This is a genomic window from Haloarchaeobius litoreus (assembly GCF_024495425.1).
Classification (GTDB): Archaea; Halobacteriota; Halobacteria; order Halobacteriales; family Natrialbaceae; genus Haloarchaeobius; species Haloarchaeobius litoreus.
This window is the reverse complement of sequence record NZ_JANHJR010000004.1, coordinates 162,243-187,686: the sequence shown is the minus strand read 5'-3', so window position 1 is coordinate 187,686 and position 25,444 is coordinate 162,243. Positions and strand designations below refer to the sequence as shown.

22 protein-coding genes and 3 pseudogenes are annotated in these 25,444 nt (G+C 61.4%); 11 read left to right on the top strand and 14 right to left on the bottom strand.

Features of this window, described 5'->3' with window-relative positions:
- Nucleotides 1–4: 4 nt before the first annotated feature.
- Complete coding sequence (locus tag NOW55_RS18535; protein WP_256401608.1) at nucleotides 5–787, bottom strand: SDR family NAD(P)-dependent oxidoreductase; 783 nt, start codon at nucleotides 785–787, stop codon at nucleotides 5–7.
- A gap of 898 nt (nucleotides 788–1,685) precedes the next feature.
- A pseudogene (locus tag NOW55_RS18530) lies at nucleotides 1,686–1,856 on the bottom strand (site-specific integrase); the annotation flags it as partial.
- Between the two features lie 132 nt (nucleotides 1,857–1,988).
- Here NOW55_RS18530 and NOW55_RS18525 point away from each other — a divergent pair.
- The 6 genes and pseudogenes from NOW55_RS18525 to NOW55_RS18500 all read left to right on the top strand — a co-directional run bounded on the left by NOW55_RS18525 (nucleotide 1,989) and on the right by NOW55_RS18500 (nucleotide 5,758).
- Entirely contained in the window at nucleotides 1,989–2,435 is a 447-nt protein-coding gene (locus NOW55_RS18525) for a universal stress protein (protein ID WP_256401607.1), read from the top strand.
- Between the two features lie 38 nt (nucleotides 2,436–2,473).
- Nucleotides 2,474–3,559 (top strand): sodium:phosphate symporter, encoded by a 1,086-nt coding sequence (locus NOW55_RS20875; protein ID WP_256401606.1) that lies wholly within the window; start codon nucleotides 2,474–2,476, stop codon nucleotides 3,557–3,559.
- A gap of 119 nt (nucleotides 3,560–3,678) precedes the next feature.
- Nucleotides 3,679–3,966, top strand: a complete 288-nt coding sequence (locus tag NOW55_RS18515) for a universal stress protein (protein WP_256401604.1) — start codon at nucleotides 3,679–3,681, stop codon at nucleotides 3,964–3,966.
- Nucleotides 3,879–4,165 (top strand): annotated as a pseudogene (locus NOW55_RS20870) (universal stress protein). Before NOW55_RS18515 ends, NOW55_RS20870 begins: the two are co-directional and overlap by 88 nt.
- 195 nt (nucleotides 4,166–4,360) lie before the next feature.
- Nucleotides 4,361–4,492 (top strand): annotated as a pseudogene (locus NOW55_RS18505) (IS6 family transposase); the annotation flags it as partial.
- 159 nt (nucleotides 4,493–4,651) lie between these two features.
- Complete coding sequence (locus tag NOW55_RS18500) at nucleotides 4,652–5,758, top strand: S1C family serine protease (RefSeq protein ID WP_256401602.1); 1,107 nt, start codon at nucleotides 4,652–4,654, stop codon at nucleotides 5,756–5,758.
- Nucleotides 5,759–6,535: 777 nt separating this feature from the next.
- Here NOW55_RS18500 and NOW55_RS18495 read toward each other — a convergent pair.
- The 5 genes from NOW55_RS18495 to NOW55_RS18480 form a co-directional block, all read right to left on the bottom strand.
- Complete coding sequence (locus NOW55_RS18495; RefSeq protein ID WP_256401601.1) at nucleotides 6,536–6,709, bottom strand: hypothetical protein; 174 nt, start codon at nucleotides 6,707–6,709, stop codon at nucleotides 6,536–6,538.
- Nucleotides 6,710–6,961: 252 nt separating this feature from the next.
- On the bottom strand, nucleotides 6,962–7,444 hold the full coding sequence (locus NOW55_RS18490; protein ID WP_256401600.1) for an FxLYD domain-containing protein: 483 nt from the start codon (nucleotides 7,442–7,444) through the stop codon (nucleotides 6,962–6,964).
- Nucleotides 7,445–7,701: 257 nt separating this feature from the next.
- Nucleotides 7,702–8,034, bottom strand: a complete 333-nt coding sequence (locus tag NOW55_RS18485) for a hypothetical protein (protein ID WP_256401599.1) — start codon at nucleotides 8,032–8,034, stop codon at nucleotides 7,702–7,704.
- A 223-nt stretch (nucleotides 8,035–8,257) separates the two neighbouring features.
- Nucleotides 8,258–8,629, bottom strand: a complete 372-nt coding sequence (locus NOW55_RS20980) for an FAD-binding oxidoreductase (RefSeq protein ID WP_390293733.1) — start codon at nucleotides 8,627–8,629, stop codon at nucleotides 8,258–8,260.
- A 125-nt stretch (nucleotides 8,630–8,754) separates the two neighbouring features.
- Nucleotides 8,755–10,914, bottom strand: coding sequence for a PQQ-dependent sugar dehydrogenase (locus tag NOW55_RS18480; RefSeq protein ID WP_256401598.1), 2,160 nt, complete (start codon nucleotides 10,912–10,914; stop codon nucleotides 8,755–8,757).
- Nucleotides 10,915–11,389: 475 nt separating this feature from the next.
- On the opposite strand from NOW55_RS18480, the gene NOW55_RS18475 reads away from it, so the two are divergent.
- The 3 genes from NOW55_RS18475 to NOW55_RS18465 all read left to right on the top strand — a co-directional run bounded on the left by NOW55_RS18475 (nucleotide 11,390) and on the right by NOW55_RS18465 (nucleotide 14,881).
- On the top strand, nucleotides 11,390–11,875 hold the full coding sequence (locus NOW55_RS18475; RefSeq protein WP_256401597.1) for a MaoC family dehydratase: 486 nt from the start codon (nucleotides 11,390–11,392) through the stop codon (nucleotides 11,873–11,875).
- Entirely contained in the window at nucleotides 11,868–13,499 is a 1,632-nt protein-coding gene (locus NOW55_RS18470; protein WP_256401596.1) for a class I adenylate-forming enzyme family protein, read from the top strand. Before NOW55_RS18475 ends, NOW55_RS18470 begins: the two co-directional genes overlap by 8 nt.
- A 77-nt stretch (nucleotides 13,500–13,576) precedes the next feature.
- Nucleotides 13,577–14,881 carry an acetamidase/formamidase family protein gene (locus NOW55_RS18465; RefSeq protein WP_256401595.1) on the top strand — a complete coding sequence of 435 codons (1,305 nt, stop codon included), beginning with the start codon at nucleotides 13,577–13,579 and terminating at the stop codon, nucleotides 14,879–14,881.
- 376 nt (nucleotides 14,882–15,257) lie between these two features.
- Here NOW55_RS18465 and NOW55_RS18460 read toward each other — a convergent pair whose 3' ends face one another.
- Both NOW55_RS18460 and NOW55_RS18455 read right to left on the bottom strand, forming a co-directional pair.
- Nucleotides 15,258–15,479: a hypothetical protein gene (locus NOW55_RS18460; RefSeq protein ID WP_256401594.1), complete on the bottom strand. Its 222-nt coding sequence runs from the start codon at nucleotides 15,477–15,479 to the stop codon at nucleotides 15,258–15,260.
- A gap of 1,258 nt (nucleotides 15,480–16,737) precedes the next feature.
- On the bottom strand, nucleotides 16,738–17,127 hold the full coding sequence (locus NOW55_RS18455) for an HVO_A0114 family putative DNA-binding protein (protein ID WP_256401593.1): 390 nt from the start codon (nucleotides 17,125–17,127) through the stop codon (nucleotides 16,738–16,740).
- A gap of 332 nt (nucleotides 17,128–17,459) precedes the next feature.
- Between NOW55_RS18455 and NOW55_RS18450 the strand changes: the two genes are divergently transcribed.
- The gene (locus NOW55_RS18450; RefSeq protein ID WP_256401592.1) at nucleotides 17,460–18,083 is read left to right on the top strand and encodes a DUF502 domain-containing protein; all 624 of its coding nucleotides are present in this window, start codon (nucleotides 17,460–17,462) and stop codon (nucleotides 18,081–18,083) included.
- A 286-nt stretch (nucleotides 18,084–18,369) separates the two neighbouring features.
- On the top strand, nucleotides 18,370–18,900 hold the full coding sequence (locus NOW55_RS18445) for an Lrp/AsnC family transcriptional regulator (RefSeq protein WP_256401591.1): 531 nt from the start codon (nucleotides 18,370–18,372) through the stop codon (nucleotides 18,898–18,900).
- 6 nt (nucleotides 18,901–18,906) lie between these two features.
- Here the strand turns inward: NOW55_RS18445 and NOW55_RS18440 are convergent, their stop codons facing one another.
- From NOW55_RS18440 to NOW55_RS18420, 5 genes are all read right to left on the bottom strand, one after another.
- Nucleotides 18,907–19,239 (bottom strand): cupin domain-containing protein, encoded by a 333-nt coding sequence (locus tag NOW55_RS18440; RefSeq protein WP_256401590.1) that lies wholly within the window; start codon nucleotides 19,237–19,239, stop codon nucleotides 18,907–18,909.
- Nucleotides 19,239–21,026 carry a hydantoinase B/oxoprolinase family protein gene (locus NOW55_RS18435; RefSeq protein ID WP_256401589.1) on the bottom strand — a complete coding sequence of 596 codons (1,788 nt, stop codon included), beginning with the start codon at nucleotides 21,024–21,026 and terminating at the stop codon, nucleotides 19,239–19,241. The genes NOW55_RS18440 and NOW55_RS18435 overlap by 1 nt, the downstream gene beginning before the upstream one ends.
- Before the next feature lie 2 nt (nucleotides 21,027–21,028).
- Nucleotides 21,029–23,074 (bottom strand): hydantoinase/oxoprolinase family protein, encoded by a 2,046-nt coding sequence (locus NOW55_RS18430; RefSeq protein ID WP_256401588.1) that lies wholly within the window; start codon nucleotides 23,072–23,074, stop codon nucleotides 21,029–21,031.
- Between the two features lie 217 nt (nucleotides 23,075–23,291).
- Nucleotides 23,292–24,341, bottom strand: coding sequence for an ABC transporter ATP-binding protein (locus NOW55_RS18425; protein WP_256401587.1), 1,050 nt, complete (start codon nucleotides 24,339–24,341; stop codon nucleotides 23,292–23,294).
- Nucleotides 24,338–25,444, bottom strand: coding sequence for an ABC transporter ATP-binding protein (locus NOW55_RS18420; RefSeq protein ID WP_256401586.1), 1,107 nt, complete (start codon nucleotides 25,442–25,444; stop codon nucleotides 24,338–24,340). Before NOW55_RS18420 ends, NOW55_RS18425 begins: the two co-directional genes overlap by 4 nt.

Sequence of the window (25,444 nt, the reverse complement as noted above, 5' to 3'; positions counted from 1 at the left end):
CCCCTCAGTTCACACCACCGGTGTTGGAGATGCCCCCGTCGACGACGAGAGAGGACCCGGTGACGAACTCCGAGAGGTCACTGGCGAGATAGACGGCAGCGTTACCCACATCCTCGGGCGTGCCGAACCTCTGTAACGGGATCGATTGCCGATAGTCGTCGGCCCGGTCGCTCCCGACGATGTCGATGTCATCGGATATCATCCTCGTGTCTATAGGGCCCGGGTGGATCGCATTGACACGGATTCCGTGTGGCCCCAGTTCTGCTGCCAACGAGTACGTGAGGAGACGGATGGCTCCCTTCGACGCACAGTAGATGCTGTTCTCGCTGCCACCGACAATGCCCGCCATACTCGAGAGGTTGATGATGGAGCCCCCACCGCCGTCGATGAGTACCTCTGCTGCCGCTTTCGAGCCGAAGAATGTGCCTTTGACGTTGATATCCATCACCCGATCGAACTCGCGTTCCGTGAGTTCGGTGAGTGGTCCACTCTCGAGCACGCCTGCGTTGTTGACCATGATATCGAGTCCACCCAACTGTTCGGCACGTTCGATCGCTGTGCAGATGTCGTCCCACTCGGTGACGTCACACTCGACATAGACCGCGTTCGCTGCAGTCGTCTCGTTGATGTGCTCATGGGTTGGAACTCCTCCCTCTCGTGGGTCCCGTCGTACGTCGGCGATAACGATGTCTGCACCGTATTCTGCCAGTCGCGTGGCGATCGCTCGACCGTTCCCACTGGCAGCACCAGTTACAACAGCCGTCCGACTATCGAGTAAGTCCGGCATGAGAAATTGTTCAGCGAACGGGTGTATATTCTTTTGCACAGAATGGCCTGGGTGTGCTCAGATGCGCGGAAGGTCGAGGAGAGTTTCCTGATTTCCACACCAGAAATTGGCTGCTGCACCAGTGACATCGACTGCTTCGAGTTTGGTTCTCAGCAGCGAAGGGTGTCACCTGAGCCCACGATGAAGCTCTGTGCCACCCGCATATCGGAAAGTATAATTCTAAAATATTATCTATGGGTTTGGTGGCACTGCTGTAGACCGATTGTATACAACTGGGTTGAGAAGATTGATTTTCAGCCGTCTGACCAAGCAAACTCAGCTCACGTTCCGGTTGATTGAACTGTAATCTAGGGGAATGACGGGCGACACTGGCTGAATGAGGCTATCGAACGGCATGGACCTGCCTATTTTACATGAGCGCCTCTACGGTGGGGAAAAAGTAAGGATACGAGAATCTCCTCGCGAAGCTACTCAAGGATCTCTCGTCGATGACGACCTCATTCTCGTCGATGGACCACCGTGGCTACAGGGACATGGATTCCGATTCAAACATGAAACACTCGGAGATTAAAGAAAACCATATGAATAAGAACATAATTGGGGATGAATCACTCTTCTTACCTTTATGACGGCGTTGGTACACGCTGAGCGTTCGAATGGCTAGGAACCCGTTCGAAGTCGGGCAATCTAGTCTATGCTGTGAGCTCCTCGGTGTATTGGTCTCGCCACTCGTTTCGGTCTTCGATCTCACGCTGCCCGCGCCGGGTGTGTAGTCGTTCGTCCGTCGATCGCGCTGGAAGCCAGTCAGATAGTGCATCGTATTGGTTTCGTCTTCGGACGGTAGGTCTTCTGCTTTCCCGCCCCCGTCGACCAGGAACTGAGATCTAATTTCAGTGGCTCATCCCTGAGATCGTGGTTCGATTTCGTCGAGTGCGTCCGTCACGACGTCCCCGAGTGCTCCTGCTTCAACATTCGTGTACCGCTCCCATACCATCTCCTCCGAATTGTCGAGATATCGAGCCGCGACTGTGTACCCGGAGGCCCGGACAAAGACCTCGCCCGAGCACCTACTGGATGCACTAGCCGGCGAGACTGGAACCTCGGTCCGAGCCTGAATCTCCCCGGCCGTGGATGCTGAGGACTTCCCAATTTCCCGCAATCGACGGGCCTCTTTTTGTTCCTTCGCCACCTAGAATTCAGTATGTACGACCAGATATTGGTCCCGACGGACGGAAGTGACGGAACACGTGGCGCCGTTGAGCACGCAATCGATCTCGCGACTACCTATGACGCTGCACTCCATACGATCTATGTCGTCGACACGAACGTCGGTATTGATGCCTCGATCCCCGGAACGCTCGATGCCTTCGAAGATGCTGGTGAGAACGCGATTGATGAGGTTATCCAGCAAGCAAAGGCAGCCGGTGTGGAAACGACCGAGGCTGTAGTGGCACAGGGAGCACCCCACCGGGCAATCCTCGATTACGTCGATGAACACGGCATCAGTCTTGTCGTTATGGGGACGCACGGCCGTACGGGTCTGGATCGATATCTCCTCGGTAGCGTCACGGAAAAGGTCGTCCGGCTCTCCGATGCCCCGGTGCTGACGGTTCCTATGCCCGCTGAATCCTCTGATAAGTCTGCGTAACCTTTGTACGCCTGCCACGTGGTCGTCAGGATAGAATCGTGGATTCGAACATCGATGAGATACTGACACGAGGACGTGAATCCGGCCAATTAGTCGTTGGCGCGCTCGTCTCTTTGTTACTGTTTCTGTTCGCAGTCCAGTTGCTGGGTGCGTCCACAGCGGCCGCGGCCTCACCGATTGAACAGTTCTTCAGGCGATACGTCGCCGGGAGTGGACAAGCTCTGGGTGCGAGTTGGCTCACCACGTACGTGCTCACCAACGGATCAGTGGTCGCGGCTCTGTCCGTTTCGCTGTTCCAGACCGAGATTCTCACAGACTCGCAGCTGTTCCTCATGCTCGCTGGCTCACGCCTCGGGGGCGCCTCTATCGTACTCCTGATAGGAATACTGGACTACTTCCAGAAGCGGCGCTATTCGTTCAGCGAGGCGACCGAGTTGGGGGTACTGACGTTCCTCCTGTCCCACTCGATCTATGTCCCGGCGACCATCCTCGGATATCTCCTGTTGCCGAGACTCCAGACGGGTTTCGGGGCCGTCAGTACCCGGATCGAACTCTCGTTTCACCCGCTGGCGGCCTTCGATCCGGCGACGGGAGACGTGGTCGATACTGTTGGTGTGGGCCTGGCACTCGTGATGGCTATTCTCGTGTTGTTTGGTAGCCTTACTCTCTTCGATCGGGTGCTAAAGCGGATCGACACCGAATGGCTCCGCAAGCGGTTCTTTCGCCGATTTCAGCACAAATGGACCTCGTTTGGACTCGGTATCCTCATTACCGGCGTGACGACCAGCGTTGCGTTCTCGCTGGGAGTTGTCGTTCCGCTCTACAATCGTAACTACATCAAACGCCGGGAGATCGTTCCGTACGTTCTGGGGGCTAATGTCGGCACCTTCTTCGACACAATTGTCATCGCTGTGCTTCTGGAATCTCCACAGGGGGTAGCTATCGTGCTCTCACTCGTGGCCGTCGGAACGATTATAACGGTGGGAACACTGGTTCGGTTCTCGACGTACTTCCAAGCCGTCGAGACCGTCCAAGCCCAACTCGTTACCAACCGTCGGTACCTGGCTGGGTTTCTCGTCTCGTTGGTTATTCTCCCGTTCGTTCTGATTCTGCTCCCATTCTAGTTCTGCGGTCGAGACAGTCCGTTCTATCGGGAGAGGTCTGTCAATACGGGTGGCGCCTCCCCTTCCGCAGGCTCAGTTGTCCCCGCGCCTATTTGTGGCTTTGACGCGTCTCTCAGAGTATGTCCTCCGTCGACGAGGTACTCGTTGCGTTCGATGGAAACCCGCTCTCGGAGAAGGCGCTAGCGCACGCGCTCTATGTGTACACGGATGCGTCGATTACTGTCCTTCACGTTATCGACTACATCGAAGAGAGGTACAGCGCGAAAGCGCTGGTCGGAGACGAACGCTCCGGCAACGGGCCCGAGATCGGTCGGCCGAACTGCTCGCCGAGGCCGATGCGAAGGCAGCCGAGCCCGACCGGGAGGTTACGACAGCAAGCGAGGTTGGCAAGGCCGCCGACCAGATAATCGAGTACGTGGAAACACACGGCATTGACGTAATCGTAATCTTTGGCCACGGACGATCGGTGTCTCTCGAGTGCTCTTGGGTTCGGTCGCCGAAACGGTGATGAGACGTGCATCACTGCCCGTGACTGTCGTCAGGTTACCGCAAACCGTCCGAGCAGTGCTGCCGAAACAGTGGTCGGTGCGGGTGAAATACCTGTAACTGCCGTTTCATGAACGGAGAGATGGTGATGCAAATTCAGCCGCTACCTGTTGTGTCGGGAAGGCGTGGTAGCGGTAACTGTGTTTCATCACAGTCTCTTGATTAAAAATGTGTTTACTAAATGGGTTGTATCCCGTGTCGGGCGGTGTTCAGATAAGTACTGAAGGGCGAGGAACGGCATTTTCGAAGTGTACTATGCCAGAAAACGCCGCCCTCAGAGGGAGGATGGACGAGGTAGAGTTAGGTTTTGTGGAGCGAGAAGCCACACCGCGACTGTTGATGAAGTTCAATATTCAGATGTATTTGGCTGGTCTTTCGCTTGAGCATTGTTGAGTGTGAAACAGCCGATACGTAGCTGTGCGTATGTATCGGCCACCCGTGCCCGCGTACCCACAGATTCGCCGTATTGTAATTGTATTCATCACTATTATTAAGTGGGTGATTCTGGGGGTTGTTATAGTTTCACACAGAAATGAGAACCGTTGTATGACACGCTCAATGATGTCTTCCAAACACTGGCTTCTCGGCGCCATAGTACTCATCCTGGTCGTCGCTCCGGCAACCGGGTTCGTACTCGCGTCGACACCAGACGACACAGGGTTCGCACAGACGGACCAACCGAACGGGTCCGCTGCGTGTGACTACAGTACCCTGTACGACCAGGCGATCGATTCCGTCGTCGCCGTCAGGACGGACACCGGCCAGGGTTCGGGATTCGTCTACCAGGCCGCCGAAAATAACTCGACGAGTTACATCGTCACCAACGCACACGTCGTCGGATCGGCCGAGTCGGTCATCGTTGGATTCACCCGGGAGGAATCGGAGCTCGGGACGGTCGTCGGACGAGATCGTTCCACCGATCTGGCGGTCGTTCGGGTGAGCGAAACCCCCGGCTACGTCGAGGCGCTCTCCGTGGCGGACACACCGCCGGAACCGGGGAGCAAAGTGGTCGCGATCGGCAACCCTTTCGGATTAGAAGAGACCATCACGCACGGAATCGTGAGCGGGCTCAACCGCTCCATGCCGACAAATAGCGGGTTCACGATCCCGGATGTGGTCCAGACTGACGCGCCGATTAACCCCGGCAACAGCGGTGGCCCGCTCATTCGGTGCGACGGGACCGTCGTCGGTGTCAATAGCGCTGGCATCGCCGCGGATCGTGCAGACAACGTCGGCTTCGCAATTTCCCCGAATCTCGTCGATCGGGTCGTGCCAGAACTGATTGACACCGGCGAGTACAACCACTCGTTCCTCGGCGTCAGTACCGCCCCCCTCACGCCCGGACTCGTCGAGTCGAACGACCTCGACGTCACCAGCGGTCTCTACGTCCACAACGTTATGGAGGGCGGTCCCACGAGCGACGTTCTCCAGGGAACGACCGATACCGTCACCCGGAACGGGAGCCGGATTCCTGTCGGTGGGGACGTTATCGTAGGCATCGACGGTCGGTCCGTCAACTCCGGCGAAGACATCGCCTCCTACCTGCTCACGGAAACCCGACCGGGGGACGAGGTGACACTGACGATCATCCGGGATGGAGAACGCCAACAGGTGACCGTCACCCTCGGCGAGCGCCCAGAATCGTCCGTGTGAACCGCGAGATCGGGGTGTCTCTCCCTTTTACGGTCGAGATCTTTCACGAGTTCCACAACCGACAGTGAGCTATTTGTAGCTGATCTGTATCTCCCAATTTTGGTCGATGATTTCAGCCTGGAGAGAATACATCAGCCGTGACACCGTATATGCAAATCAACCGGTTTGTACTTACCCACGTATCTAGCTACTACCGGGGAATCCCTATCTGATGGAGGGGGTTGTTGGCCGCTCTTGCTTCGACTTGACGAGGTTCGCGGCTGCAAGTACAACAATTACAGGGAGGATAAACATCCAGAGGGTGCCAGCTAAGGAGACAGTCAATAGGAGCAATCCTGCGACGCTGCCAGCGACCAGTTGCGTTCGCCGATGCCAAACCCCGGCTATACCGACGACAGCGAGCCCCCCGAGAGCTACGAATAACACGCCACGCATCCAGCTGTATCCGGGTTGGAACAGATACCAGCTTAACACACCGAGAAACGCGGTGACGACAGCACCAGAAATTCCACGCGCAATGGAATCTCTCGATACATTCATACAGCTATTTTCTCTCTTATCACCGATATGATTTTCGCCTACACACACCGATAGACCGTTCATCTATACTGATCGGTCGACCTGAGAGCATACAAGTCGGTACATAGACCTGCTTATTGACCACTGAGACATCTACCAGTTCAGACAACTATCCATCTAGCCGTGCGAAATAGAACGTACGTATCTTGTACCGACATCTGAGTATAGTCCCGATATCAATTATAACAGAACAGGTACCTAACTCGGCACCGGCTCGAAGTATTGGCTCATCACTGCGAATATTATTCCCATGACTACGCCAATCTGGACGCCCCGATCGAAGTTTCCACCAGTGAGCAGACTAAGGAGAACCGGGACGCCGAACGCGACCACAAAGAACACAGCAGCACGTGGGAATTTCTGTTCCAGCATACACTTCGAATGTATTCATTATCAGATAAAGATTGGGCAGGCTGAAGTCGTCCTCTGCATTTCCACAGCGTTCTTAACAGGGGTTGAGCAGTTCAACTGACAAAGTGGTACGTGAGTCTCCTTCACATACCGACGGAGAGCACTGTTCAACCTACATCGCGTCAGAAGACCTGTGTGAGCTACTCGGGATAGAGAGGGCTGAAACTGGCTTTCCAGTTTCGCCCGGGGTTCGGTCTATTGAGCGCGCTATCGTCAGCTATTGTTCCCGGTGCCGTCGCCCTCGGCGTTCTCGACGTCAGCGTTAATGTTGATCGTGTATCCGGTCGCGTCGTAGACGTTCTCGTTTTCGAACATTGCGACGAACCGCCAGCTTTCACCGGCATCGAGGCCATTAATCTCCTCTTCGCTTGTGTCGATCCACTCACCGAGAAGGGTGTCGCCGTCGTTCAGTGTCACCTCCACCTCGAGAACTGAGTATGGGCTATCCCCGGTGTTCCGAATGGTCCCGATGACAGCAGCACCATTATCGGTCTCGACGAGGGAGCTCTCCACGAGCTCGACGCTCTCGGGGGTTTCTCCTAGTTCGGCTTCGAGGTTCTCCCAATCCAGTTCGTCATTAGCGTCAATCTCATCGGTCTCATTGTCGTTCTCTCCGTTCGATTGCCCGCTGCAACCGGCGAGCCCGACGCTTGCGAGCGTCGCTCCAACTGTCGCGATGTATGTTCTTCGATCCATGGTAATCAACCAGAGGTGACTAGGTCACGGGAAAGGGAAAAACCACAGTTTATCCCAGTTTATCAATTGTGAAACATCGAGTGACAGAATAACGTTGCCGTAATGACTAGACTCCCTGTATCCCGCACTTCAGTATTGATATTTATCCGATAATTCAATTACTAAGCGATATGTGAATCCCCTTTATCTCCCAATTCTGGTCGATGATTTCAGCCCGGAGAGAATACATCAGCCGTGATACCGTATATGTGAACTTCTCAGGGGGACATACGTCCAACAGAGAGTGTTTCATCCGAGTTGACCAAAACATGTGTCAGCACCCGATCGTCTTCGGCGAGTTCGATTTCCTCAGTTTTCGTTACGCCGCCTGCTATTTCCCCGGTAATCGTATAGGTTCCCGGCCCCGGATAGACGTCTTCGACGGTTCCTTGCTCCTCGCTATCTGCTTTTGACGGGACTGAGAATGACCTAGAAAGGAGTTCCTCGTTCTGTTGGCTGACCCGGACGTGAACGTTATGATTTCTCTCCGACATATTCTTGACGCGAAGTTCGGGCGGGTCTCCGCTGAGACACCCGCTGAGCCCGAGCATAGTCACACCGACTCCAAGTTCCAGAAAACCACGCCGATTCATGGGGGAGTTATCGGATATGGTGGTAAACTTCTTCTGGTTGCCGGTTTTCCGGTTGGCCGATTGTTCTGTTTCTCCTCTGTATTGACCGAAATGAGAGAACTGGAACGAGTGTGTGAATCTTTGGATGACACCCTCTCGGCGGGGTAAGATAGGATCGCTGCTGCATCCACCTACCCCATAGTCAGGCAGGTCCTCGATCTACTGCTCGTCCCACAGTGTCTCGATGTGCTCCTCTCTGCGATCGAAGACGAGCCAACTCACACCACGGTGACCGCCGGCCACTGAGCATCCTCCGCGTCGGTGCGGCTGGCGACCGGCGGTGGATGGAAGTGGTCCCGTCCTCGTAGCGCTTGATGGCGAGCACGAGTTCGTCTGTTTCCGGCCGGTTGATAGCGGTATCGGGGCGTGTCTCCTCTTCGCCGTCGTTCTCGAAGCGAACCATCGTGTGCTGACCCGGCTCGAACGGGAACTCGTGGTCGTCAGCGACGAGTCGGAACTGCTTCACGTCCGGCGTCACCTGGTGGAGGTTCCTGACCTCGGCAGGAGGGACCATCTCGTCGGGACCGTTGGGGCGGAACCCGGGAGTATCTGCTGGCGGACCGAACGGGCAACGAGGCACAGAGAATCGGAACGCAGGACGGACGGCCGGGTTCGGGTGGCGGGCGGCCGCGGTCGGTGTCAGTCGTCGTCCTCGAGACGCCGTTTCGCTGCGACTCCGAGGCCGCCGAGGATGGCCGCCGCGGACAGGAGGACGCCCGGTCCCGGGGTGGCCCCCGTCGTCGTTGTCTCGGCACCGCCGCCGCCGCCGTTCGTGGCTTCGGAGGGCGTGGTTCCGCCGCCGGCCCCCGTCGTGGTCGCGTTCCCGGTCGTCGTGGTCCCGTCGTCGCCGGGCGGGACGAGGCGGAGGAGGGCGCCGGTGTCGCCCTCGGGGGCGCCGCGCTTGTTCGCGAGGACGTACACGTCACCGTCCGGGCCCTGTCCGAACATGCGGACGAAGTAGTCGAACCCGCCCTGGATGGCCAGTTCCTGCACGGGCCAGAGCTCGGCGTTCCCGGCGCCGTCACCACCCGTCCCCTGGGTCGTGGTTCCAGGAGTCGTTGCGCCGGTCGCCGTCCCGGTCGTGGTCGTGGTGCCCCCCGATCCGCCGAAGTTCTCGGGCGGGGTCGCGGCCAGCACGCGGCCGTTCGGCTCGCTCCGCGCGGGGTCTGACGTCCAGATTCCGAACACGTACTTGCCCTGGAGTTCGGGGATCGTCGTGGCCTCGTACCGGTGGCCACCGATGACGGTGATGCCGACGCTCTCGCCCTCGTACGTGTGCGGGAACTCTATCACCGGGTCGATGAGGGGACTACCGTCGTAGGGGCCGCTGTTCGGTTCGTTCGACGGACAGTCCGTGATCGCCATCGGGTCACTCGGGTTCTCGGTGCTGAAGCAGTGCGTGCCCTCCTTGACGTTCCAGCCGTAGTTCCCGCCGCGCTCGACGACGTCGACCTCCTCGAAGAGGTTCTGGCCAGCGTCCGCGACGAACAGGTTACCCTGGCTGTCGAAGGAGATGCCGAACGGGTTGCGGAAGCCGTACGCGTATATCTCGTCCAGTCCGTCGGTGCCGACGAAGGGGTTGTCGTCCGGGATGCCGTACGGACGGTCCCCTTCGGTGGCATCGACGTCGATGCGGACGACGTCGCCGAGGAGGTTCTGCGTCACGTCCTGACCGTTCCCGCCGGCGTTCCGGTCGTACCAGTCGGGAACGTGGCCGTACATGTCGTCGTCGGCGCCGCCGCCGTCACCCATGGGGACGTAGAGGTAACCGTCGGGGCCGAACGCGATGGGGCCACCGTCGTGGTTGTACTGGGGTTTCTGGAACTGGAGGAGGATGCGCTCCGACTCCGGGTTGCCCGTAGTGAGGTCCGTGGACGCGGTGAACTCGGAGACGACCTCGACGTGGTCCCACCCGTCTGGCGTCTGTTCGTTCGGCGGCGCACTGTAGTGGAGGTAGAACTTCCGGTTCTCCGCGAACGAGGGGTGGAACTCGATGCCGAGCAGTCCGCGTTCGTCGTACGCCTGGTTCGGGTTGGCGTACGACCCGTTGAACTCGCCGAGGGTGACCATGCGGTCGGAGACGTCGATGAACGGCATCTGCTCCCGGCCGTTCTCGGTGACGACCCACACCTCGCCCGTCTGGTCGGTGACGAACTGCCGGCCGCTCCCGTCCCCGGGTATCGCGTGGTCCGTGGGCGCGGTCATCCCCTGTGCGACGACCTGGACGCCGACCTCCGGTCCCTGTTCGAAGTAGCCGGCGCCGTCCTGTTCCTGCGTGGTCGTCGTCGTCTCCTGCGTGGTCGTCTGGTCCCCCCCGCTCCCGCTCACGTTCACGGTCCCGACCATCGTGTTCGGGTGCACCTCGCACAGGTAGGTCGTCATCTCCGGGCTCGCCGTGAATGTCACGGTCTGCGTCGCCCCCTGCTCGGTGATGATCTCGGAGCGCACCATCTGTTCGCCCGCCTGGTTCTGGATGACGAAGTTGTGGGGGAGCCCGTCGAGGTTCTCCCAGGTCACGGCGTACTGCATGCCGGCCTGGAGCGACAGCGTCGGGTTCTCCTGACCGGAGATGGACGGGGGCTCCCGTCCACGCCAGGCCTGTACCTCGCCCCCGAAGCGGATCGTCTCCTGCTGACGGGTGGCGAACCCACCGAGGCCGAGCCCGACGCCGGCGAAACCGACCCCTCGCAGGACGTGTCTCCGCGAGGCCTCCAGGTCTTCGTCGCTCGACTCGCCTCCCCCGCCCGCTTCACCCCCTTTCTCCGGCCACGAACCGCCGATTTCTGTCGGGTCTTTCATGCAAAACACGCTTTCCTCGCGTGTGGCTTTGTTATTCACACCTCGTTTCGAGAAACGCGGAAGTACGGCAGCCTTATGCTTGGAAATGCGCAATTTCACCCCAGCAAACGGGCATTGTTCTGACGCCCGAGTTCATGCGTTTGGGCCGGTAAGTGAGAGTTCGACATTTCTGACGGGACACTTCAACACGAGTTCACGGAATGGACGGCGCCGGTGAATCTCTAGGCGGCGTCGGCTTCGACCGGTGGAACTAGAACGATGAAGCGGGGGCCGCCGATGTCCATATCGAAGGTCTCCCGCTTCACGCGAGAAGCAGTACGATTGGCTAAACGTGCTGTCGGTGCCGTGGTCGAGCGCGTTCCACCCGTGGTGGTCGTCTCCGTACTGTGCTCTCGCAGGTAGTCGAACGACAACTCGGCATCGGTTTGGCGACAGCCGAGGCCGTTTACAACCACGTGCAAAGTTGAGAGTAATAGTGAAGGTTTCAGAGTCGAGTGGAGAGAGCGTGCTAGAAGGGTTCTACGACAACGTTCAGGTTGGCGACACGGTGGAAACGATAGGGCGGACAGTGACAGAAAGCGATGTGGTGAATTACGCCAACGCGACCGGCTGTTGGCTACCGATCCATACCGACCGGGAGTTCGCGGAAGAGACGCAGTACGGTGAGCGCGTGGTGCAGGGGACGTTCCTGCTCGGGCTCGCAGAGGGGTTGCTGTACTCGAACGAACCGACGGGGATTCGAGCGAATGCGGGGATGGAAGCGATTCAGTTCCATCGACCCGTCTTCATCGACGATACGGTTCACTTCGAGGTGGAGGTGCTGGAGAAGACGCCACGAGATGACCACAGTGGTGTCGTGACGCTCGGCGTGGAGGGGAAGAATCAGGACGGTGCGACCGTGGTCGAGTATCGGACGAACCTGCTGATGATCACCGAGGACGCACGAGAGACGCATGACTGAGACTGCATACGAACACGAGTACGACCGTGACGAACCGCACACAGGGCTCTTTCAGTGGTATCTCGAACATCGAGCAGCCACGAAACCGGATACGAGGGCGTACACGTATTCGCCCCTGGGACTGGTAGAGGCCTCAGAAACAGCCGCGACCTGGGGAGAATTGAACGACGCTGCGGGTCGGCTCGCTTCGCAGCTCGCCGCGGACGGTGTGGAATCCGGAGAGTTCGTGGCGACCCTGTTCCCACCGTCGGCACCGTTCGCCGAGCTGTACTTCGCGGTGGCGAAGCTCGGTGCGACACTCGTGCCACTCGACCTTCGAGGCAAGCCCGGAGACCACCAGCACGTCCTCTCATCGACCGAACCTGTCGCGTTCGTCGGCGCCGGCCAGTTCCGTGACACGGATTTCAAGGCGATCCTCGAGGAAGTGCCTGCGTTCGATGACATCGAGTCAACCCACTGGCTGGGTGACGACTATCATGCCGCCCTCCCGAAAGCGGGTGCATACGAATGGACGGCAGCGAACCCCGACGGCACGCCGAACACGGACGACTCAACCGGCTGTACGGACCCGGATGCCGGGCTGCTGGTCGTGTTCACGAGCGGGACGACTGGCGACCCGAAGGGAGCAGTACTCTCTCACCGAAACGTCGTCTTCCAGGGAACAGCTATCTCGTCGGTCTGGGGTATCGACGATTCGGATACGGTGCTCGTCCACCTACCGACCGACCACGTCGGCGGGGCGACCGAACTCATGGGCAGTGCGGTCGTCGGTGGTGCGGACGTCGTGTTCCTCGACGCCTTCGACCCAGGAGTCGCACTCCGGTTGATCGAATCACGATCGATCTCGATGGTGGGGAACGTCCCCGCGATGTGGGGGATGCTGTTCAACCACGACGACTTCGCTGGAACCGACCTCTCGTCGCTCGACGTGGCGGTGGTTGCAGGACAGGCACCCTCTGAGGACATCCTGGCTGGGATGGCACAGGCAGCAGAGCATGCCGTCACTGGCTGGGGGCTCACGGAGACGGCTGGGTTCGTGACCCTCACCGAGCTCGGGACACCGGTCTCCGAGCTGACCGAGACGGTCGGGAAGCCGTTCCCGGGGTTCGATGTTCGCACGATCGAGGACGAGGAGCTCCTTCCGGCGGGGGAGACGGGAGAGATCGTGGTCCGTGGCGATGGCGTGATGGATCGCTTCCTGACCCCCGAGCAGACGCAGGAGGCGTTCGTCGAGGAGGAGTGGGTTCGAACTGGCGACCTCGGGTTCGTCGACGACGACGGGCACGTTCGATTGCGAGGACGCAAGAAGAACATGTACATCTCAGGTGGGTACAACGTGTACCCACCCGAGGTAGAGGGGGTACTGACCGACCACGAGGCGGTCGAGCAGGCGATGGTGATCGGTGTCGAGAACGACACCTGGGGTGAGGCGGGCCACGCGTTCGTCCTCCGAACTCCCGGCAGTAGTCTCACGACAGCAGATCTCGAGGAGTACGGCGAGGAGGAGCTCGCGGACTACAAACAGCCGGTCGAGTACACGGTCGAGGACGAGCTGCCGTTGACGACACTCGGAAAGATCGACCGGCAGAAAATCATCGAGAGGTACGGTCTGGATCCTGTCTGAATCTACCGTCGGGGGAGTTCACCGGTTGGCTCCGCGCTGCACAACAGCTAAGATTCTACCGTGCCAACCTCTAACGTATGTCGGAACACATTCACGAAACACTCGAGGTCGACGAGTTCACACTCGGGCTCGTTGGGCCAGAGCAGGAGTGGGCTGGGACCGTCGCCGATGGAGGAACGGTGAAGACACACACCCCGGCCGGCTGCTGGGGCCCGATGATTACGCCGTCGTTCCGCGGCGGGCACGAGGTGACACGCCCGATCTTCGTCGAGAACGCGGAACCGGGCGACGCACTGGTCGTCCGAATCAAGGACGTCGAGGTGACCAGTGTCGCGACCAGCACTGGCAGCATGGCCGAACGAGACGTCGCGTTCGGTGACGACCCGTTCGTCGACCACCGGTGTCCGGAGTGTGGTGCAGAATGGCCCGAGACGGTCGTCGAGGGAACTGGCGAGGATGCGATCCGGTGTGTCGAATGTGGCGCGAACGCCTCCTCGTTCGGGTTCGAGTACGGCTACACCGTCGTCTTCGACGACGACCGGACGGTCGGAATCACGGTCGGACCCGAGGGTGCACACGACCTGGCCGAGCGGGCCGACGAAGCGATGGCACTCCCCGAGAACTCTCGGCAACACCCGATTCTGTTGTACGAGCCCGACGAGATGCCGGGGACGCTCGGCCGTCTTCGGCCGTTCATCGGCAACATCGGCACGACACCATCGGTCGAGTTCCCCGACTCGCACAACGCTGGCGACTTCGGACAGTTCCTCATCGGTGCCGAGCACGACTGGGGACTGGCGGACGAAGACGCACTCGAGGCCCGAACCGATGGCCACATGGACTCGAACGAGGTGCGACCGGGCGCGACGCTGATCTGTCCGGTTCGCGTCGAAGGAGCCGGGTTGTACGTCGGTGACCTCCACGCGAACCAGGGCGATGGAGAGCTCTCGCTCCACACGACGGACGTGAGTGGGAAGACAGAACTCGAAGTGGAGGTCATCAAGGGACTCGACCTCGCCGGGCCGTTGCTCTTACCGAACGAGGAGGACCTGCCACATATCGCGAAGCCGTACTCCGAGAGCGAGCGCGAAGCAGGCCGCGCACTCGCCGACGAGTACGGTGTCGAGACGTTACACGATGCGGCGCCGATCCAGATCATCGGTACCGGGGCGACGATCAACGATGCAACCGAGAACGCGTTCGACCGGGCGAGTTCGCTGTTCGGAATCACCGAGGGCGAGGTCCGCTCGCGCTGTACGTTCACGGGTGGGGTCGAGATTGCACGGCTCCCTGGGGTCGTCCAGTTGACGATGCTCGCACCCACGGAGCTGCTCGAGGAGACCGGTCTCGCAGAGACCGTGCGGGCCCAGTACGGTCTCTGATTGGGGGTCTCGCTCAGCCACCCCGCACTGCGGGACCGATCTTGCTCTCATCGTGCTCCGATACTGGATGGGACGGTGTCGCTTTCTCTTGGTTGACCATCAGGCGTACGCTCGGCCAAAGGTTGCCGTCGTCGTCGGGCGAATTGTCGTTGACCCCGGACTGAAGTCGTGGGTTTGCCCGTGGACTTCCAGTCTACCTCCATCCTGGAGGAGTCGGTGTCCCCGCCGTTCCCGTTCACAATCACACGTACACGGACCGTGTCGACGAGGCGAAGTCAAGCGGACGCTCCCGCACAGAAGCACCGACAGAAGTACAGCTAGAGTTCTAACCGTGTGCGGTATTTTTATGAAACGGCTGTTCGGTAGAGATGCGAATCTACCGGAATAGATGTTCGTACGCTTCGAAGTCCTCAGGTCTTGTGAGAGCTCCAGGAGTGCTGAAGACCTCATGAGCAGGGTCAATTCCATGTTCTTCAGCGACCCACTCTTTGTATGATTCAAACGCGTCTGAACCTTCAAAATGGGATTTGAGATGCTTACCTGATACAAATTCAAACGTTTCCTCGCAGAATAGACAAGGCGCTTCTTTTCGTACCATCTTCTGAATTATATCACGAACCAGTAATAGGCGTACTGGCTTTTCTGCCTCTTACCATCGGATTACGGTATGTCTTTCCCCTGTATCTAACAGCGGTTTCACGGGCTACTATCGTACACACGACCCCGGGCACGGGAGTGTTCTCGCCTTACTGGAACCCCTTTTTCCCCGAGCTGTGAGTTTCATCTGGCGGAATCGTGGTGATTGGGACGATTGGGTCCACCCACAGATGCAGATATGCACACAGCACTGGCAGGATTCGTGTGCATATTGGAGGAGGGGAATTTCTCGACGTGTGTCCCCAGGGAGTTGGTCGACTGAGAGCCAAATTTCACTAAATGACAATCTATCGGAGCGGAAAAGCACTTATCGGGAGAGATTGACTGGAAGATATGCGCCGAAGGAATGTACTTGCTACCCTCGCTGTCACGGCAGGCGGTGGATGTCTATCGCTTGGCGAATCATCTCCAGAGCCCTCCAGCCCGAGACTCACGGAGCTCTCAGTCACTAATTACGATTACAAATCCCACACCGTTCAGTTCTCCTTTATGGAAGACGGAACAGAGGTGTATAGTACCGAAGAAGAGGTGCCTTCCAGAGATGGCCCACAACTCGCAGGAACGACACTCCCATGTAACTGGGATACTGGGGTCAGAGGGTACATTGTTCGCTCTCGCCTCGCAACTCAGGAGAGTTGGGACGAAATCGACCTCGGAATCTACGACGACAACCAAATCCGACTAAAGCTAATGATCGGCCGAGCTGATCGAGGTGACAGTCCAAATCTTGAGTACTGGAATACCAACTCTGGGAGTGGGGCATGTGTAGCTCCTGATGAGACCACGAGCGGCTAATCTTTATTCGAGTACTCGCACCAGACACGTCCGAGTAGTTGGTTGAAAATTCTCGTAACAAATCTCTATGCAAACACACCCCTTCGTCGAGAATGTCGAGTTGAACCGGCGGAAGGTGGGGGCGGGGCTGGGTATTTTTTCTGCTTTGTGCCCTTGGGCACACTTTCTGAGTGCTATTCGAGTCCACTGAGAGCAGACGGATTCATCACCGCTGAGCGTGACGCGTCCATCGTAATCGGGGCAGTTGTTGGTGTTTCTCTCGGTCGGCACGTCCTCGTCAAACGTCGACGGGTAGATCTCACTAACAGGTATCCGAATACAGTACTCCGAGGCGCTCGCCTGCTCGACGAACCCCTCACCCCACAGGAGGTCAGTAAATGGCTGCTAGCCCAGCGAAAATCTGTTCACGCCGTCCCTTCGTCGGAGTCCACGACGGGCTCAACGAGCGGCAGCTCGATATCGATTGCATCATACCACACGACAGGTCGTTTCGCGCCCCCTTCCGCCACCAGAACAATCAGGTGGAACTCCTCCAACTCGGTCAGGTTGCGGTGGACCTGACTGACACCACGGTCGACAAGCCGGGCGGTTTCACGGATACTCGTCGGTTCGTGCTGAACGATCTCGCGCAGTAGTTCCAGCGACTTCGGACGGCTGACTTTGTGGACATCAACTGGGTCGTGCAAGACGACTTCGAACTGGGGTTCCGGTGTCTCGCCACGGTTGAGGGCTGCGAGCGTTTTCTCGAGTTCGCCATCGCTGCCCTCTCTGAAGCGTGCGGTCCCGGCCGCCATCAGACACATGAGGAGGGCGCGTATCCGTAGGATGTTGGCAACTGTACAGGAACCTCCTTCAAGAGCCGACAACTTCGCAATCCAATAATCTCTCACGTAAGGGATGTGTGACCGGCGGACATCCGGGGAGGGCGGACTTGTTCTTGAGTCGATTCGCGTTCGCCACACCCATCAGCCGTTTTCATCCTGCGACCGACCGCTCACGGGAGCGATGTGTCCGGTGGCACCGCGTCGCCCGTTCGCGCTTCGATAGCCGACTGGCCCGCGTCGAAACGCCGGACAATCCGTGGTATCGGACGACTAGTTTTGTGTTCCAGGCCGTAGTTCCACGTATGCTATACCCACTCCACCGACTGAAGCGGTGGCTGATCAGCGGATTCGTGATCACGATCCCACTGATGATCACGCTGATCATCCTCATCGTCGTCTTCGATTTCATCATCGGCATGCTCGGGCCGGTGATCGCGGGCGTGGGATTTCTCTGGCCGAACGAACCCTCCACGATATTCGTCCAGCTGACAACGTTGCTGTTGCTGGTCGTGCTCTTCGTGCTGATAGGGTTCGTCGCCGACCAGACGCCAGGCGACCGTCTCGTCCTGTTCGTCGACGATGCGATCGAAACGATCCCCGGTGTAGGCGGGGTCTACTTGACCCTTCGCCAGGTCAGCAAACAGATGTCCGCCGACGATACCCAGCAGTTCGAGGACGTGAAGCTCATCGAGTTCCCCCTTCAGGGCGCGTACGCCCTCGGATTTCTCACGGGGGACACGCCGGAGATAATCGAAAACAGCGCCGGCGCCGGGGAGATGATGACCATAATGGTTCCGCTCGGGCCGAACCCGACGTCGAACGGGTTCATCATGCACATACCGGTAGACAACGTGTACGATATCGACTACAGCGTCGATGAAGCCATCCAGTCGGTCGCCACGCTCGGGGTCGCGGAACCCGAGTAAGCAACCTGCGATCGCCGAACGGCGGCGGCGAACTCGGACTCGGGGTCCCCCTCCGAGATCGCCAGGACGCCGGGCTTGACTCGCGCTGCTCCGAGTCGCGCTCTGGCACCCTGCTCACTCGAGCTGCGTAACGGAGGACTGTCGAACGGGACGTGGAGATATCGGGATTAACGGCCCGTTCGGACCATAATTCGTGTGCAGTACGCTTTTGAGTAGACGAATCGGTCCGCACCCTCGACAATTTGACCGATACTTACAGTACCCTCGACGGCTTACTCGCAAACGGATGAGTTCACAGCCTCTCTCTGCGGACGAATGGCTCGACAACGACAAGGTCAAACAGATTCTGAAGGAGCATCTCGACGAGACCGACTATCGCATCTACAAGGCGCTGAACGAAGACGGCCGGATGTCCGACACCGAGATCGGCGAGCGCGTCGGTCTCTCCCGAACGGCGGCGCGACGACGACGGAAGAACTTACAGGAGAACGGACTGGTGGACGTTATCGGTGTCCTCGTCCTCCAGGAGGCGAAGTTCGCCTACGCGGACGTGTTCGTCACGCTCGAGTCCGGCGTGAGCAGCGAGGAACTCGACGAGTTCGTCGACCACGTCCAGAGCGAGGAGCTCATCTACGAGATCGAGGAGTACATGGGCAAGTACGACCTGTTGCTGCGGGTCTGGCACGCGTCGCTGTCGGACATCAAGGAGTACCTCAGGGAGCAGCTACAGGACAACCCCGTCGTCGAGAGCTACGAGGCCATCCCGGTCACGAAGACCCACAAGGCCTGGCACAAGAAGATCACCGACGGGGAGTAGTCGTTCTCAGAGCCCGCCGACGGCGGTGTAGACCAGTCGGCAGGGCTCGTCGCCGCGATTGACGCTGTAGTGTTCGACACCGGCCGGGATGACCGAGAGCGTCCCGGCCTGGACGGTGTACTCGCCGTCGGGGGTGACGAGGTCGACCGCACCGTCGATGATGACCGATATCTCGTCACCCGCGTGTGAAGTCCAGCCCTCCTCGGGGACCCGCTCGCCGGGCTGGATGACGTAGGAACCGGTCTGGGACTCAGGGTCCTCGCTCTCGAACAGCGTGAGCGGGCTGCCCGTGCTGTCGTCCCACACGTCGTCGAGGTCGGTGAGTTCGACGTCGCTCATCAGTTCTCACCACCTGCCGCTGCGGTCGGTTCGTCGGCACTCTCCTCCCTGAGCGCCGCCGTCTCCGCCTCGTCGACGTTCCCGTCCTCGTCGAGCGCGACGCCGTACACCTCGCGGGCCGTCTCGCGGGTGATGTAGTCGTCGTGGAAGTCCTCGCTGACGCGCTCGGGGTCGCGTTCGCGCGGGTTGCCCCAGCCGCCGCCCGAGCTCGTCACGAGCCGGGCCACGTCGCCGTCGGCGAGTTCGTGGTTGGTGAGGTTGCTGTGGCGCTCGACCTTGCCGTCGGTCCGGACGATCTCGATGTGGTTGCCGTCGCCGTCCTGTCCACCTTCGACGCCCCACGGTGGGAATTCGGAGCGGCCGAACCCGGCCGTGATGAAGCCGCCCGACTCGTTGTAGACCCGGTAGTCCTGCACGAAGCCCGTGCCGCCACGGAACTCGCCGTGCCCGGCCGTCTGGGGCGTATCGAGGGCCGCCTGGTCGAACAGGAGCGGGAAGCGCGTCTCCATCACCTCGACGGGCATCTCCAGCGTGTCGCCGTCGCCGGAGCAGACGAGCACGTCCGCGCCGTCCTTGCCGGGGCTCGCGCCCCAGCCGCCGGGCTGGGGTTCGACGACGAGGAACTCCTCGCCCCGGCGGTCGTCGTGGCCGCCGACGATGGTCGCACAGACGCTGAGGAAGTGCCCAGCCGACAACCGGTCCGGGAGGTGCGCCGCGAGCGCCTTCCACGGCAGGTCCGCGGCCATCGCCGAGCCCTCCCAGTCGGTGCCGATGGGGGCGGGCTTCGTGGCGTTGAGCACCGTCCCCTCCGGAATCGTCACGTCGAGCGGCCGGAAGAACCCCTCGTTGGTGTCGGCGTCGGGGAGCGTGATGGCCTGGAAGAACGACCGCACGTCGGAGACGGAGGCGGCGTAGGGTGCGTTGATGGGGCCGTCGGCCTCCGGGTCGGTGCCGGTGTAGTCGAGCGCGATGGTCTCGTCCTCGATGGTCACCTCGACCTCGACGTGGACCGGGTCGCCGGAGACGCTGTCGCCGTCGAGCTTGTCTTCGGCGGTGTACGTGCCGTTGGGCAGCTTGCGGATCTCCTCGCGGACGAGCCGTTCGCCCGCGTCGAAGGCGGCTTCGACGGCCTGCTGGACCGTCTCGACGCCGTATCGCTCGTACACCTCGACGACGCGCTCGGCCCCGACGCCCATCGAGGACTGCTGGGCCTCCATGTCGCCGAGCGTGACCTCGGGCATCCGGGTGTTGGCGACGACGATGTCGTAGACGGCGTCGTTGCGCTCGCCGCCCTCGTACAGCTTCACCATCGGGTACTGGACCCCCTCCTGGAAGACGCTGGTCGCGTCGGTCGTCCACGAGCCGGGGTCCTTCCCGCCAACGTCGGTCCAGTGGGCCTTCGAGGCGGTGAAGCCGACGAGTTCGTCGTCGACGAAGATGGGCGCGACCATCGCCACGTCGTTGAGGTGGGTGCCGCCGTGGTAGTCGTTCAGGAGCACCACGTCGCCCGGTTCGAAGCCGTCGCGGCCGAACTTCTCGACGGCGTCGGCGACGCAGAACTTCAGCGTCCCGAGGAAGCCGGGGACGCCGTTGGCCTGCGCGACGACGTTCGCGTCGGCGTCGGTGATGCCGCAGGCGTAGTCCAGCGTCTCGTAGATGACGCTCGACTTCGCGGTGCGGCCGAGGTTGAGGAACATCTCCTCGGCGGCACTCTGCAGGGCGTTCGTCACGACCTCGCGCGTGAACGGGTCGACTCCGCTGTCGGTTGCTGTGGATTGCGTAGACATGGTTAGCTGATGTGCAGGTGGCCGAACGTATCGACCGAGAGCGTCTGTCCGGGGTGGACCAGCGTCGTGCAGGCCGGCTCCTCGACGACGGCGGGGCCGTCGATTCTCGTGTCGGTCGGGAGGGCGTCGCGCTCGTAGACGCGGGCGTCGTGGACGCCCTCGGTGGCGAAGTCGACCTCGCGGGTGTCCTTGATCGCGTCCGCCGGGTCGCCGTCCGTGACGACGGACTCGACCTCGGGTTTGGGCATCGGTGCGGACGCGGTCAGGCGGACGTTGACGACCTCGCACGGGTCGTCGAGCCGGAAGTTGTACGTGCGCTCGTGGCGCTCGTGGAACCGCTCGATGGTCGAGGTGACCTCGCTTGCATCGACTGGACCGTCCCCGAGCGGTGTGTTCACCGTGTGCTCCTGCCCGGCGTAGCGCAGGTCGACCGAGCGTTCGAGCACCAGGTCGTCCTCGTCGACGTCCTCTGTGGCGTAGGCGTCTCGTGCCTCGGCCTCCAGTTCCGCGACGATGCCCGCGACTTCGTCGGCGGTGTCGGCGTCGAACGGCAGCACGTGGGTGCGCGCGAAATCCTTCCGCAGGTCGGTCATCAGCATCCCCCACGCGGAGAACTGTCCGGGGGCCCGCGGGACGACCGTCTCCTTCACGCCGAGTTCGCGGCCGAGCGTCCCGGCGTGTAGCGGGCCCGCACCGCCACTTGCGACCATCACGAAGTCCCGCGGGTCGTGGCCGCGACGGATGCTCACCTGCTTGAGCGCGTTCGCCATGTTGGAGTTCACGACGCGGAGCACGCCGTGGGCGGCCTCGCGGACGCTCGTGTCGAACGCGTCGGCGAGCGGTTCGAGCGCGGTCTCGGCGGCGTCGACGTCGAGGGACATGTCGCCGCCGAGGAAGTAGTCGGGATTCAGCCGCCCGGTGAGCAGATTCGCGTCGGTGACGGTCGGTTCGGTGCCGCCGCGCCCGTAGCAGGCGGGGCCGGGGTCGGCCCCGGAGCTCTTCGGGCCGACGTTGATGGAGCCGCCTCGGTCGACCCAGGCGATGGAGCCCCCGCCCGCGCCGATCTCGACGATGTCGACGACCGGTATCTTGAGGGGGTAGCCCTCGTCACGCGGTGACGATTCGAGCCAGTAATCGGTGTCGATGGTGACCTCGCCGTCCTGGACGACGGAGGTCTTCGCCGTGGTGCCACCCATGTCGAAGCTGACGACGTCCGGCTCGCCGAGCTGGCGACCGACGTGTGCCGAGCCGTAGACGCCACCGACGGGGCCGCTCTCGACCATCTCGACCGGGCGGCGGCGCGCCTCGGCGAAGCTCGCGGTGCCCGCGTTGGACTTCATCGCGTAGGTGTTCCCGTCGAAGCCGCGCTCACCGAGCTGGCCGGCGAGCGTGTCGAGGTACTCGTCGGCGATTGGTCGGACGTACGAGTTGAGGACGGCCGTGTTGGTGCGTTCGTACTCCCGGTACTCCTTCGTCAGCTCGTGCGAGAGCGTGACGTAGGCGTCGGGGTGGACCTCCTCGACCAGTTCGCGTGTGCGGCGCTCGTGCTCCGGGTTCTCGTAGCTGTGGAGGTAGCTGACCGCGACGGTGTCGAAGCCGGCATCTCGGATCTCGCGGGCCGCCTCGCGGACCGCGTCCTCGTCGAGCGGCTGGATCGGTTCGCCGGCCTGGTCGACCCGTTCGGGCACCTCCCAGCGGTGCCGGCGCGGGACGAACGGCTCGGGCTTCTCGTACTGGTAGTTGAACATGTCGGGGCGGTTCGCGCGCGTCACGTCGAGGACGTCGCGGAAGCCCTCGGTCGTGAGCAGCGCGGTCGCCTCGCCGGTTCGCTCGGTGATGGCGTTGATGACGACGGTCGTGCCGTGGACGAACTGGTCGACCGACGCGAGCGACAGGTCCCCCTTCTCGACGGCGTCGAGGACGCCGCCGGCGAAGTTCGACGGTGTGGTCGACGCCTTCGCGAGGGTGAGTCCGCCGTCTCGCACCGCGACGAGGTCGGTGAACGTCCCCCCAATGTCGACGGCGACACGGGTGGTATCTTGTGGCATGACGTATAACAAAACGGCGCATACAATAAACTTATCGTGCGCAATTCTACCAAATCATGCCCAAATTGGGTGTAGATAATTCTGAATAGTGCGTAGTGGGGCCGTGCGGAACCCGAACGGAAGATGGACGGCCCTGCTCCAACGGGTTGGTCGGGCGGGGGTGACGGATGACAGACAATGGTGATGGGTGCCTCCGCCCGCCGCGCCCGTGCGTCCGCTACTCCTCGGTGACTTCCTCCCGCGTCACGTCATCGGAGCGGTGGTCGGCCACCGCCTCGGCCTTCGGCCCGGGGTCGAGGAGACACCGGGTCTGGTGTCCCTCCTCGACCTCGACGAGCTCGGGCTCGACGGCGTCGCAGGCGTCGAACGCGCGGTGACAGCGCGGGTGGAACGGACAGCCCGAGGGTGGGTCCTTCGGGTCCGGCGTCTCGCCGCGCACCTCGACGGAGGGCGGCTTCAGCAACTGCTCGCCGCTCTCGACGACCGGGATGGCCGACAGGAGCTGCTCGGTGTAGGGGTTCTTCGGGTCCTCGAACAGCGTCCGGCTGTCGGTGACCTCCATGAAGTTGCCGAGATACATCACGCCGATGCGGTCGGCGACGTTCTTCACGAGGCTGAGGTCGTGGCTGATGAGCAGGTAGGTCAGGTCGAGCTCCTCCTGCAGGTCGGCGAGCAGCGAGATGACCTTCGCCTGCACCGAGACGTCGAGCGCGCTCGTCGGCTCGTCGAGCACGACGAACTTCGGCTCGACAGCCAGCGCACGGGCGATGGCGACGCGCTGTTGCTGCCCGCCAGAGAGCGCGTTCGGGTAGCGGTGGCGGAACTCCACCGGCAGGTCGACACGCCGGAGCAGTTCGGCGACACGCTCGTCGCGTTCCGCCTTCGTCCCGACGTCGTGGACGACCAGCGGCTCCTTGACGATGCTCCCGATGCGCCGCCGCGGGTTCAGCGACGACGATGGGTCCTGGTAGACGACCTGGATGTCACGGCGGAGCTTGCGGAGCGACTTCCCGTCGAGGTCGGTGACGTCGCGGCCGTCGAACTCGATGGTCCCGCCGGTCGCCTCGTAGAGACGGGCGACGGTCTTTCCGAGCGTCGTCTTCCCGCAGCCGGACTCGCCGACCACGGCGAACGTCTCCCCGGGCATGATGTCGAAGCTCACGCCGTCGACGGCCTTCACGTACGACTCGGTCCGGCTCAGCAGTCCGGTCTCGACCGGGTAGTACTTCTCAAGGTTCCGCACGGAGACGAGGGGGTCGCCGCTCATGGCTCACCCCCGGCCTCGGCGGTCGGTGCGTCCTCGGTGGCTCCATCGGCCTCCTCCGCCGCGATGGTCGCCGCCTCGCCGAAGGACATCCCGTCCTCGTAGAGGTGGCACGCGACGGCGCGGTCGTCGCCGACGGCGTGGGACTCGACCGGTTCCACGTCACAGGTGCCCGCCATCGCGGCGGGACAGCGCGGGTGGAACCGGCAGCCGGTCGGCGGGTCGGTGTAGTCCGGGATCTGCCCGTCGATGCCGTCGCCCTCGAAGCCGGTGAGCTTCGGGATGCTGTCGAGGAGCCCCCGGGTGTAGGGGTGCAGCGGCGCGTCGAAGATCTCCTCGGTCGTCCCGACCTCGACGATCTCGCCGGCGTACATGATGCAGATGCGGTCGGCGATCTCGCGGGCGACGCCGAGGTTGTGGGTGATGTACAGCATCGAGAGGTTCCGCTCCTCGACGCGCTCTCGCAGCAGGCCGAGGATCTGGTCCTGCACCGTCACGTCGAGTGCGGTCGTCGGCTCGTCTGCGATGAGGAACGTCGGGTCGTTGATGAGCGCCATCGCGACGATGACGCGCTGGCGCATCCCGCCGGAGAGCTCGACCGGGTAGCGGTCGAGGGTACCCTCGGGGTCGGGGATACGCATCCGGTCGAGCAGCTCGATACTGCGCTCGCGGATCTCGGACCGGTTCGTGCGACGGCCGAGCATGTTCTTCAGGACGCCGAGCCACGAGACGGACTTGCCCCCGCTGTAGCTGGCCACGTCGGCCATCATCGAGCCGACGGGGTACACCGGCGAGAGGTACGTCATCGGGTCCTGGAAGATCATGCTCATCTCCTCGCCCTGGACGCGCTCGTGGGCGTCCGGGTCGGCGAGCAGGTCGGTGCCGTCGTAGCCGATGCTGCCCGAGGTTATCTCCCCGGGTGGGCGCGGGAGCGTGCCCATGATGGACTTCGCGGTGACGGACTTCCCACAGCCCGTCTCGCCGACGAGTGCGACCGTCTCGCCCTCATCGACGGTGAGGTCGACGCCGTTCAGGACGTGGTGGCGTCCCTCGTACGTCTCGAACGCGACCGAGAGGTCGTCGACGGAGAGGATGGGGTCTGCCAT

What these genes read in the sequence shown, in the direction of transcription:
- NOW55_RS18445 (WP_256401591.1), top strand. Translation starts at nt 18,370, where the DNA reads ATGAGTTCACAGCCTCTCTCTGCGGACGAATGGCTCGACAACGACAAG.
- NOW55_RS18450 (WP_256401592.1), top strand. Translation starts at nt 17,460, where the DNA reads ATGCTATACCCACTCCACCGACTGAAGCGGTGGCTGATCAGCGGATTC.
- NOW55_RS18430 (WP_256401588.1), bottom strand. Translation starts at nt 23,074, where the DNA reads ATGCCACAAGATACCACCCGTGTCGCCGTCGACATTGGGGGGACGTTC.
- NOW55_RS18480 (WP_256401598.1), bottom strand. Translation starts at nt 10,914, where the DNA reads ATGAAAGACCCGACAGAAATCGGCGGTTCGTGGCCGGAGAAAGGGGGT.
- NOW55_RS18440 (WP_256401590.1), bottom strand. Translation starts at nt 19,239, where the DNA reads ATGAGCGACGTCGAACTCACCGACCTCGACGACGTGTGGGACGACAGC.
- NOW55_RS18465 (WP_256401595.1), top strand. Translation starts at nt 13,577, where the DNA reads ATGTCGGAACACATTCACGAAACACTCGAGGTCGACGAGTTCACACTC.
- NOW55_RS18500 (WP_256401602.1), top strand. Translation starts at nt 4,652, where the DNA reads ATGACACGCTCAATGATGTCTTCCAAACACTGGCTTCTCGGCGCCATA.
- NOW55_RS18515 (WP_256401604.1), top strand. Translation starts at nt 3,679, where the DNA reads ATGTCCTCCGTCGACGAGGTACTCGTTGCGTTCGATGGAAACCCGCTC.
- NOW55_RS18460 (WP_256401594.1), bottom strand. Translation starts at nt 15,479, where the DNA reads ATGGTACGAAAAGAAGCGCCTTGTCTATTCTGCGAGGAAACGTTTGAA.
- NOW55_RS18455 (WP_256401593.1), bottom strand. Translation starts at nt 17,127, where the DNA reads ATGGCGGCCGGGACCGCACGCTTCAGAGAGGGCAGCGATGGCGAACTC.
- NOW55_RS18490 (WP_256401600.1), bottom strand. Translation starts at nt 7,444, where the DNA reads ATGGATCGAAGAACATACATCGCGACAGTTGGAGCGACGCTCGCAAGC.
- NOW55_RS18420 (WP_256401586.1), bottom strand. Translation starts at nt 25,444, where the DNA reads ATGGCAGACCCCATCCTCTCCGTCGACGACCTCTCGGTCGCGTTCGAG.
- NOW55_RS18485 (WP_256401599.1), bottom strand. Translation starts at nt 8,034, where the DNA reads ATGCTCGGGCTCAGCGGGTGTCTCAGCGGAGACCCGCCCGAACTTCGC.
- NOW55_RS18470 (WP_256401596.1), top strand. Translation starts at nt 11,868, where the DNA reads ATGACTGAGACTGCATACGAACACGAGTACGACCGTGACGAACCGCAC.
- NOW55_RS18435 (WP_256401589.1), bottom strand. Translation starts at nt 21,026, where the DNA reads ATGTCTACGCAATCCACAGCAACCGACAGCGGAGTCGACCCGTTCACG.
- NOW55_RS18535 (WP_256401608.1), bottom strand. Translation starts at nt 787, where the DNA reads ATGCCGGACTTACTCGATAGTCGGACGGCTGTTGTAACTGGTGCTGCC.
- NOW55_RS18525 (WP_256401607.1), top strand. Translation starts at nt 1,989, where the DNA reads ATGTACGACCAGATATTGGTCCCGACGGACGGAAGTGACGGAACACGT.
- NOW55_RS20980 (WP_390293733.1), bottom strand. Translation starts at nt 8,629, where the DNA reads ATGGTCCCTCCTGCCGAGGTCAGGAACCTCCACCAGGTGACGCCGGAC.
- NOW55_RS18425 (WP_256401587.1), bottom strand. Translation starts at nt 24,341, where the DNA reads ATGAGCGGCGACCCCCTCGTCTCCGTGCGGAACCTTGAGAAGTACTAC.
- NOW55_RS18495 (WP_256401601.1), bottom strand. Translation starts at nt 6,709, where the DNA reads ATGCTGGAACAGAAATTCCCACGTGCTGCTGTGTTCTTTGTGGTCGCG.